The organism is Streptomyces xylophagus (assembly GCF_000716435.1).
GTDB classification, from domain to species: domain Bacteria; phylum Actinomycetota; class Actinomycetes; order Streptomycetales; family Streptomycetaceae; genus Streptomyces; species Streptomyces xylophagus.
The window spans coordinates 50456-59903 of sequence record NZ_JNWO01000039.1 but is presented as its reverse complement, the minus strand read 5'-3'; the positions used below and the strand labels follow the sequence as shown (position 1 = coordinate 59903).

Here is a 9448-nt window from a genome sequence, read left to right as displayed (position 1 = left end):
TACTGCAGGGGGGACCCTGTGGGAGAGTAGGACGCCGCCGAACAAATATTGCGAAAACCCCTGTACCGTTTATTCGGTACAGGGGTTTTCTGCGTTTAGGGTCAGCAGTATGCGCTATGACCTCGTGATCTTCGACAACGACGGTGTCCTCGTCGACAGCGAGCCGATCTCCAACAAGCTCCTGGCCGGCTATCTCACGGAACTCGGGCATCCGACCTCCTACGAGGAGTCCCTCCGCGACTACATGGGTGCCGCGATGCACCGCGTGCACGACCTGGTCGAGGAGCGGACCGGGCAGCGGTTGCCGGACGACTTCGACGATGTCTTCCATGCTCGTGTGTTCGCCGCGTTCGAGCGGGAGTTGAAGCCGGTCGCCGGGGCCGTCGACGTACTGGAGAGGCTGGTCGCGGACGGGGTGCCGTACTGCGTGGCGTCGTCCGGGAGTCATGAGCGGATTCGGGTGGGGCATCGGACGACCGGGCTGGACCAGTGGTTCGAGGAGGAGTGGGTCTTCAGCTCCGAGGACGTGGGGCGGGGGAAGCCGGCGCCGGATCTGTTCCTGTACGCGGCCGAGCGGATGGGCGTCGTACCGGAGAAGTGTGTGGTCGTAGAAGACAGTCCGTTGGGGGTGCGGGCTGCTGTGGCGGCCGGGATGGATGTGTACGGGTTCACCGCGATGACGCCTGCTGAGCGGCTCTCCGGGGCTAACCAACTCTTCAGTGATATGCGGGAGTTGCCTGACCTGCTCGTCTGACATTTGTCATGCTGAGGTCCGGACGATCAATGCCTTTGCCGCGCTGACCCTCTTCGTGTCGTCGGGTTGTCTCTCAGTCTCGTTGCCGGTGATCCGCGACTGATGCTCGCCAAGGACAGCGGGGTCAGCAGTGCCATCGGGATCGGGATGCTGGTGTCGGTGGCGATGGGCAGGCCGATGGGCGTGACGGCCGTCGTGAGTGGTGGTCTTGCCGCCGGGTCGATGGCGGACATGATCGCCGCCGAGGTGAAGGGTGGGAACCGCCTCTCACCTGCGGTTTTTTCTTCGCTGGTCGCCGCTCGGTAAAGATGAGCCGAATTCATCTTTGGCTGGATCTACCCACGAGTACGCCGGGGCCCTTACGCTCGCCGCCATGACAGATGTGCTGCGGCGCGGTAGGGCCTCTTTGGCGTTCAGCTTCTTCGCTCAGGGCGCCACCTTCGCGCTGCTCGTGACGCGCATTCCCGCGATCCAGGACCGGTACGGGGTCTCGGACGGGCTGCTGCCCGTCTTCCTGGCCGCCGTGCCGATCCTCGCCGGTGTCGGGAGTGTGACCACCGAACAGCTGGTGAAGCGAATACGGCCCAGCGTGCTGCTGCGCTGGTCCCAGCCCGTCGTGCTCCTGGCGCTGCTCGGGGTCGGGGCCGGCGACAACATGGCCGAACTGGCCGTCGCGCTCGGCGCGTTCGGGCTCGGCGTGGGTGCGCTGGACGCCTCGATGAACATGCTCGGGGTGAGTCTGCAGCGGACGTACGGGCGGAGCATCATGCTCAGCTTCCATGCCGCGTACAGCCTGGGCGGGATCATGGGGGCCTCGCTGGCGTGGGCCGGGGCGCACTGGCATCTCGCGCTGTGGGTGTCGTATCTGCCCGTGGTGGCGGTGTTGCTGCCGGCCGCCTTTGTGGGGAGTCGGTGGTACGTCGACGGGGGTGCGCCGGGCGGCGAGGCGGAGGGTGCGGAAGCGGGGCCACTCGTCTTCAAGTTGCTGTTGCCGCTGTGTCTGGTGATGACCTTCGCCTATATCGGGGACTCGACCGTCTCCAACTGGAGTGCGAAGTATCTGAAGGACGTGCTGGGCAGTTCGGAGCAGGTCGCGACCGTTCCGTACAACGTCTACATGGTGATGTGCCTGGTCGGGCGGGGGATCGGGGACCTCGGGGTGCGGCGGTTCGGGGCCGTGGCCGTCGTGCGGCTGGGGGCGGTGGTGGCCGCGCTGGGGTTCGCGGTGGTGGCCGTGGCGCCGGGGGCCGGAGTCGGGATGCTCGGGTTCACGCTGTTGGGGCTCGGGTTGTGTGTGCTGGTGCCGCAGACCTTCGCGGCGGCCGGGCGGTTGTTCCCGGGGGCCTCCGATACGGCGATCGCGCGGCTCAATGTCTTCAACTACGTGGGGTTCCTGATCGGTTCGCCGTTGGTGGGGGCGCTGGGCGACGCCTGGAGTTACCGCGGGGCGATGCTCGTGCCGATGGTGTTGGTGCTGGTGACGTTGGTGTACGCCCGCTCGTTCGCGCCGCACGAGGACCGATACGGTGACGGGCATGAGCGGGCGCGCACAGCTGATGTGGGACGAGGCAGTAACGGGCTATGACTTCGGTCCGGACCATCCGATGGATCCGGTCCGGCTCGACCTGACCCGGAGACTCGTCGACGCCTTCGGGCTCGACAAGGACGTGGATGTCGTAGCGGCGAAGGCTGCTGGTGATTCGACGCTGCGGCTCGTCCACCGGGAGGACTACGTCGAGGCGGTGAAGGCGGCCTCGGCTGATCCTGAGTCGGCGGACGGGGCGTATGGGCTCGGGACCATGGATGATCCTGCCTTTGCCGGGATGCATGAGGTGTCGGCGTTGATTGCCGGGCAGTCGGTGGGGGCGGCTGAGGCTGTTTGGGCCGGGGATGTGTCGCATGCCGTGAACTTCTCTGGTGGGCTGCATCATGCGATGCCGGGGGCTGCCTCAGGGTTCTGTATCTACAACGACGCCTCGCTGGCTATTGCCCGGCTGTTGGAGCTGGGGGCCGAGCGGGTCGCGTATGTCGATGTGGACGTGCATCACGGGGACGGGGTCCAGGCGGCGTTCTGGGAGGACCCCCGGGTGTTGACGATCTCCCTGCACGAGCATCCTCGGACGCTGTTCCCGCAGACCGGGTGGCCGGAGGAGACCGGGGCGGGGGCGGGGGAGGGTTCGGCGGTCAATGTGGCGTTGCCTGCCGGGACCGGGGACGCGGGGTGGTTGCGGGCCTTTCACGCTGTCGTACCGGAGTTGATCGCGGACTTTCGGCCGCAGGTGTTGGTGACGCAGCACGGGGCCGATACGCATTTCGAGGACCCGCTCGCGCATCTCGCGGTGTCGTTGGACGCGCAGCGGGCCGTGCAGGTCGCGTGTCATGAGCTGGCGCACGAGTACGCCGACGGGAAGTGGGTCGCGCTCGGTGGGGGCGGTTATGCCGTGGTGGAGGTGGTGCCGCGGTCGTGGACGCATCTTGTCGCTATTGCCGCGGGGCGGGAGATCGCGCCGGAGGCGGTGATTCCCGAGGGGTGGCGGCAGGAAGTGTTCGCGCGGACGCGGCAGTTGGGGCCGCAGCGGATGACTGATGGGCGGTGGCCGGTGGCCTACGGCGACTGGGAGTCGGGGTATGACCCCGCCGATCGTCTTGACCAGGCGGTGTTGGCTACTCGGCGGGCGGTGTTTCCGTTGCGTGGGCTGTTGGCGTAGGTGGGTGGGGGTGGACGTCCCTGGGTGCTGTGCCCCCCCCGTGCCGCCTCTCGTTTTCCGGTCGGGGCCTCCCGCAGCGGCTGCCCGGACGAGGTAGGTGTTTGCCTACCTCAGAAGTAGGTTTCGGCCCATGGTGTCTGTTGGTCCCCTCGCAGCAGCATGATCTCCAGGACACGGGGCGTGGCCTGGAGGACGAGACGAGGGGCTGATATGTGGCCGTTTCCGGTGGGCGGGTCGCTCTGGCCGCAGGGCGTGATCGGGGCTTTCATCGCGGTCTGCGCCGTGCTGGCCTTCAGAGCGGAGCAGTCGCGGGACCGGCCGGCGCGTACCGGGCGGCCGGCCGAGTGGATCGGCTGGCCGGTCGTGGCGGGGCTGGTGGGTACGGCCGCGTACGGCAGTGTGAGGGTTCTGCTGCTCGCCCTGCACAGCTCGGCCGGGTTGCCCGGCTACGTCGTCACCCTGCCGGACATGGAACCCGTCGGTCTGCCCGTGGCGTCGCTGCTGATGGCCGGCCTGCTGGCCACCGTGCTGCTCAACTCGGCGCGGGCGCCCGGACGGTGGGTGCTGCCCGTGGTCGCGGGGGTGACGGGTGAACTGCTCGAATGGACGTACTGGCTCACGTACCCCGCTGCTTCCTCCGGGCGGACACCGCTGAATGTCCTGGTGGGCAGTGTGGGTGTCCCCCTTCTCGCCGCCCTCGCTGCTACGGGTCTGGTCCGTCTGGCGAACGGCAGACCCGTACGGCTGGCCGGAGCCGACGCGGTGAGGTCCGCGCGCTGGGCCCTGCTGCTGCCCGCGGTCGTGGTGATGACAGGTCCCCTGCTCGGCCTCGATCTGTGGCAGTCCGTGCCGCCGGACGCCGGGACCGGGCCGGCAGTGGTGGCTTACCTGGCGGGGCTGGCGCTGCTGGCGGCCGTCGTGGTCGGGCTGACGCGGTGGCCGAGGGCGGCGGCGGACCTGGCGGCCCTGGGGCTGGTGGGGATCGGGGCGCACAACGTCGTGCAGAGCGGGTTCGGGCGTTACCTGGTGGTGGTGCGGAAGGTCGGCGACCCGCACGGACCGGCGCCGTCCCTCCCCGCTGAGGTGGCTCACCATGCGTCGGTCCTCGGTGGGATCGAGGGGGTGGTGCTGCTGGCCCTGGGGCTCTGGCTGCTGCCACTGACCGTACTGCCGGACGCCAGGCGGCTGTTGGGGCGGGAGCCGGATCCGGCGCTGACCCGGCGGGTGCGGGAGCTGACCGAGACACGGGCCGAGGCGGTCAACTCCGCGGCTGCGGAGCTGCGCCGGATCGAGCGCGATCTGCACGACGGCGCGCAGGGACGGCTCGTCACGATCGGGATGAACCTCAGGGTCGCCGAGGAGATGATCCACAGCAGTCCGCACGAAGCCGCCGCACTGGTCGTGGAGGCCCGCGTCGCCTCGGCGTCGGCGCTGGAGGAACTGCGCGGCCTGATCAGGGGGATGCACCCGCCGATGCTGGCCGACCGGGGCCTGGGGGAAGCGGTCCGGGCGCTGGCACTGGACCTGCCCCTGCCGTGCGAGACCGAGATCGAGCTGCCCGAACGGCTCGACGCCCCGCTGGAATCGGCCTGCTATTTCGCCGTCGCCGAGGTGGTCACCAACGCCGTCCGGCACGCCTCGGCGCGCGGCCTCCAGATCCGGATGGCCCAGGCGGACGGGCTGCTGCGCATCGAGGTGGTCGACGACGGGATGGGCGGCGCGGATCCCGCCCGGGGCAGCGGACTGGCCGGGGTGGAACGACGGCTCGCGGCCTTCGACGGCATCCTCGCGGTCAGCAGCCCGCCCGGAGGGCCGACGATCGTGGTCATGGAGGTACCGTGCGGATAGTCGTCGCGGAAGATCTCTTTCTGCTCCGGGAGGGGCTGGTCCGGCTTCTCAAGGCGCGCGGGTTCGAGATCGCGGCGGCCACCGACAGCGCGCCGGGCCTGCTCGACGCGCTGCTGGAATTCCGGCCGGACCTCGCGATCGTGGACATCAGGCTGCCGCCCACCCACACCGACGACGGACTCCGTGCGGCACTCGCCGCCCGGGAACGGATACCCGGACTGCCGATCCTGCTGCTCTCCCAGTACGTCGAGCAGATCTACGCTCAGGAACTCCTCGCCGACCAGGCGGGCGGGGTCGGCTACCTGCTCAAGGACCGGGTGTTCAGCGACGACCAGTTCGTCGACGTGATCCGTACGGTCGCCGCGGGCGGCACGGTCATGGACCCCGAAGTGGTCACCAAGCTGCTCGGCCGCCGCGGCCGTGGCGCACGCGAACCCCTCTCCAGACTGACCGAGCGGGAACGCCAGGTCTTGGAGCTCATGGCCGAGGGACGCTCCAACAGCGCCATCGCGAACCGGCTCTTCATCAGCGAGAAGGCCGTGTCCAAGCACAGCACCAGCATCTTCACCAAGCTGGAGCTCGCTCCTTCCGACGACGACAACCGGCGCGTGCTGGCCGTGCTCGCCCACCTCATGTCCGTACCGCGTGCAGACCGCTCAAGGACCGGGCGGGGCCCGGCAGTTCAGAAAACAGGGGAGGGTCCGTGACCACCACACCGTTCACGAGCCGAGACGGAATGACGCGCCGTCGCATGGTCGGGGCCGCGCTGGCAGTCGGGGCCGCCGTGCCGACCGGGGTCGCGGGCCGGGCGTGGGCGGCTTCGCCCGCCTCGGGCCCGGTGCGGCTTACCCTGCCGGCGCCCACCGGACCGTACCCGGTGGGCACGGTACCTCTGCACCTCGTCGATACTTCACGTACGGATCCCGTACTCGGCCCCGGGCATCACCGCGAGTTGATGGCCGGCGTCTGGTACCCCGCGCGTGACGTCCGGCGGTTTCCGCGGGCGCGCTGGACGTCACCCGCCGTGCTCCGGCCGCTCCTCGTGTCGGGGGGCTTCCCGGCCGATGTGGCGGTGGCGCCGCTCACGGCCGGACACGAGGGCGCACCCGTGCGGCGGCGACCGGTCGACGAACGGCTGCCCGTCGTCGTGTTCTCGCACGGCGCGCACGATCACCGGGCGGACACCACCATCGTGGTGCAGGAACTTGCCGGCCACGGGTTCGTGGTGGTCACGGTGGACCACACCTACGACGCGTTCAGCGAGATCCCCGACGGCCGGCTGACCGTCCCGGTCGACGTCCCGGCGTTGGGAGCACGCGACTTCGCCACGGACATCCTGTTCGTCCTGGACCGCGTCGACGACCTCGCAGCCGGACGCAACCCCGACGCCGAGCACAGACCGTTGCCGGCCGGCCTGCTCGGTGCCCTCGACCCCCGTCGCATCGGCATGTTCGGCTGGTCGAAGGGCGCGACGGCGACCGCCCTCGTCATGAGCGAGGACCTACGTGTCCGGGCCGGGCTGAGCCTCGACGGCCCCATGCAACCGACGGTCACCACCGACCTGGACCGGCCGTTCATGCTGATGACCGCCGCGTTCCCCCGTGCCGAGGAGCCGAGCGTCGCCGAGTTCTGGTCGCACCTGCGGGGCCGGCGGCTCAACGTCCAGGCCGACGGCGCCGTCCACTCGTCGTACGGCGACTACCAGGTGCTGATCCCGCAACTGGCGAAAGCGGTCGGGATGAGCGACGAGGACCTCCGGAGCTGGATCGGAACCCTCGCCCCGGCCCGGGCGGCACGGATCCAGCAGGCGTATCCACTCGCGTTCTTCGACCTGCACCTCCGGCACCGTCAGGGGCGCCTGCTCGACGGCCCGAACGCGGCGTTCCCAGAGGTCACGTTCATTCCATGAAGTTCAACTCGGCGCCGTCGGCGTGCTGGCTCACCAGCCCAAACGCCGGACGGGCTGGATGTGCCCGTCCGGCGTTGGATGCTTGGCCCGGTGGGTCAGCCGCAGTGGCCGGCGTCGCCGCCCGAGGCCGAGCCGATGGTGCCGTACCACTCGGCGCAGTGGCCGCGGCCGTTGATGTAGACGGGGCCGGCGTACGACGTGTACTGGCCGTTGTCGCGGACCGGGGTGCTCTCGTGGTCGGAACTGACGTTGAGTTCGACGGCCATGTAGATCTTGGCGCCGGGGGTGTTGCGGATGGTCACGGCGCAGTTCTTGCCGGTGGACTCGTTCCAGGTCAGGAAGACCTTGCCGACGTTGCCGACCGGCGTGGAGTCGATGACCTTGTAGCCGGTGCCGCAGACGCCGTTGTAGGTGGCGGCGGCTGCCGCCCTGGTGGTGGCCGCCGAGGCCGGAGCCGTGGCGGCGACCGTGCCGCCGAGCGCCAGGACGGTGAGTGCGGCAGCGGTCGTGGTGCGACGGGACAGCTTGATCATGATGTGTTCCCCCAGTTGATGACGCGTTGGTCAACTCGCTTGGGACGGTTGGTCGTTCCGTCCACGCAAGATGAGACCCGGGAACCCGTACGACAGTTGTGGTCGCTTTTGTCACTGTCCTGTCACCGGTGTTACGCCAACGGTGCGGTGTTTCCCGCATTTCCGCAGTGCACGGTGCCGGGGTCCGTCACCATCGCTCCCGTGTTGACCACCGGCGCGCTTCGCGCGCATCTGCTGGCCGCTCGGCTGGCCGGACCCGTGGCGACCTCGCGGGAGGAGAGCCTGCGGAGTTATCGGGCCTTTGCTGCCCGTGATCCCCGGGTGCTGATCGGACTCGATCCCGAATGGACGTGGGGACAGCGGGACTTGATCGAGTTGATGGCGGATAAGTGTGGGGTTTCGGCCGATCCCTCGCACACTTCCGGGCATGATGTGATCGATCCTGAGCGGACGTTGACCGCTCTGGATGCCTTCGCCGACCGGTTGGGCGCGGTAGCGCAGCGCAGCGGGCCCGTGCTCCTCGGTACCGGGCATCCGCATCGACTGCTCGGGTTCTACGCCGCGTTGGCGGACGCGCTGTCGGCGGCGGGGTGTGCTGTTCTCACCCCTGCGCATGGTCGCTGTGTCGACATAACGACCCGGTTCGGTCTACGCACCTACAACCTTGCCTACGTACGAGGTGTCGCGCTCGTCCGCGATCCGGGCCCCGAACGCCCCGGTTGTGAGCCCGGCGCACACACGCACTCACCGCTCCCGGTTCGTACCGTGCTGGGTGCGGCGGCGGAGGCCGGCGGGGTGCTTCCGGAGCTGGTGATCGGGGACCACGGATGGGTCTGCGGAGCAGGTCAGCTGGGGTTTGAGGCCATTGGGCTGGCGGATACCGACGACCCCGCGCTGTTCGTGGGGGAGGCCGAGGGGTCGGTGTCCGTCGTCGTTCCACTTGATGACGCCGTGCGGTCCGATTACTACCGGCCGCTTACCCGCTACGTACTCAATCGAGCGTGTCTGTCACAGTAGGCCGCCGATGGTCGCCGATGGGTGCACCTCTTCCCCACTCGCATCACACGCCCCTACATTGGGGAGTGAGCACGCAACGACGAAGAGTCACCGGAAGGGGAAGCCGGTGACCGTCGAGTGCGGAAGGTTCAGGTGTGTCATGGCTGCAGCTGGCGAGAGGCCTCTGAACGAGGTTCAGTTCCTTACCGTGGCGGAGGTCGCCTCGGTGATGCGAGTGTCGAAGATGACCGTGTACCGGTTGGTGCACAGCGGTCATCTGCCCGCTATCCGGGTGGGGCGGTCCTTCCGCGTCCCCGAGCAAGCGGTACACGAGTACCTTCGCGAGAGTTATGTGGGGGTGGAGACAGCCTGAGGCGATCCCTCGATTACGACCTCAGCGCTCGGACGGGTAGGCTGGCCCCTTGTAGGTCGTATGGGCCCATGATGCCCAGCACCGAGTGATGAGAAGTGAGCGAGGGTAGTCGTGGGCTCTGTTATCAAGAAGCGGCGCAAGCGGATGGCTAAGAAGAAGCACCGCAAGCTGCTGAAGCGCACGCGCGTTCAGCGTCGCAACAAGAAGTAGGCGACGCAGCGCCGCGAGAGCGTCTCCTGTGGCCCCCCACCGAATTCGGTGGGGGGCCACAGTTATGCCCGTGTCCGTGTCATGTGCCGAATGTGGGTACTCGGGTTCTCGTGCGTC

At 68.7% G+C, this 9448-nt stretch carries 11 protein-coding genes; 10 read left to right on the top strand and 1 reads right to left on the bottom strand.

What is annotated here, in order from left to right:
* Positions 1–109: 109 nt before the first annotated feature.
* The 7 genes from OO70_RS46505 (at position 110) to OO70_RS46475 (ending at position 7219) form a co-directional block, all read left to right on the top strand.
* On the top strand, positions 110–754 hold the full coding sequence (locus OO70_RS46505; RefSeq protein ID WP_043686397.1) for an HAD family hydrolase: 645 nt from the start codon (positions 110–112) through the stop codon (positions 752–754).
* 102 nt (positions 755–856) lie between these two features.
* A complete protein-coding gene (locus OO70_RS46500; protein ID WP_043686396.1) occupies positions 857–1060 on the top strand; it encodes a hypothetical protein in 204 nt (67 codons plus the stop codon).
* A 67-nt stretch (positions 1061–1127) separates the two neighbouring features.
* The gene (locus OO70_RS46495; protein WP_106971899.1) at positions 1128–2339 is read left to right on the top strand and encodes an MFS transporter; all 1212 of its coding nucleotides are present in this window, start codon (positions 1128–1130) and stop codon (positions 2337–2339) included.
* Entirely contained in the window at positions 2290–3462 is a 1173-nt protein-coding gene (locus OO70_RS46490) for an acetoin utilization protein AcuC (protein ID WP_043686422.1), read from the top strand. Before OO70_RS46495 ends, OO70_RS46490 begins: the two co-directional genes overlap by 50 nt.
* A 210-nt stretch (positions 3463–3672) precedes the next feature.
* Positions 3673–5310: a sensor histidine kinase gene (locus OO70_RS56415; protein WP_051742296.1), complete on the top strand. Its 1638-nt coding sequence runs from the start codon at positions 3673–3675 to the stop codon at positions 5308–5310.
* The gene (locus OO70_RS46480; RefSeq protein ID WP_043686394.1) at positions 5301–6017 is read left to right on the top strand and encodes a LuxR C-terminal-related transcriptional regulator; all 717 of its coding nucleotides are present in this window, start codon (positions 5301–5303) and stop codon (positions 6015–6017) included. The genes OO70_RS56415 and OO70_RS46480 overlap by 10 nt, the downstream gene beginning before the upstream one ends.
* Positions 6014–7219 (top strand): alpha/beta hydrolase family protein, encoded by a 1206-nt coding sequence (locus OO70_RS46475; protein ID WP_043686392.1) that lies wholly within the window; start codon positions 6014–6016, stop codon positions 7217–7219. The genes OO70_RS46480 and OO70_RS46475 overlap by 4 nt, the downstream gene beginning before the upstream one ends.
* Before the next feature lie 95 nt (positions 7220–7314).
* Here the strand turns inward: OO70_RS46475 and OO70_RS46470 are convergent, their stop codons facing one another.
* Positions 7315–7752: a hypothetical protein gene (locus OO70_RS46470; RefSeq protein WP_043686389.1), complete on the bottom strand. Its 438-nt coding sequence runs from the start codon at positions 7750–7752 to the stop codon at positions 7315–7317.
* Between the two features lie 201 nt (positions 7753–7953).
* On the opposite strand from OO70_RS46470, the gene OO70_RS46465 reads away from it, so the two are divergent.
* From OO70_RS46465 to OO70_RS53270, 3 genes are all read left to right on the top strand, one after another.
* Complete coding sequence (locus OO70_RS46465; RefSeq protein WP_043686416.1) at positions 7954–8769, top strand: phosphatase; 816 nt, start codon at positions 7954–7956, stop codon at positions 8767–8769.
* Between the two features lie 139 nt (positions 8770–8908).
* A complete protein-coding gene (locus OO70_RS46460; protein ID WP_004984898.1) occupies positions 8909–9121 on the top strand; it encodes a helix-turn-helix domain-containing protein in 213 nt (70 codons plus the stop codon).
* A 111-nt stretch (positions 9122–9232) separates the two neighbouring features.
* On the top strand, positions 9233–9331 hold the full coding sequence (locus tag OO70_RS53270) for a 30S ribosomal protein bS22 (RefSeq protein ID WP_003948845.1): 99 nt from the start codon (positions 9233–9235) through the stop codon (positions 9329–9331).
* Positions 9332–9448: the final 117 nt, after the last annotated feature.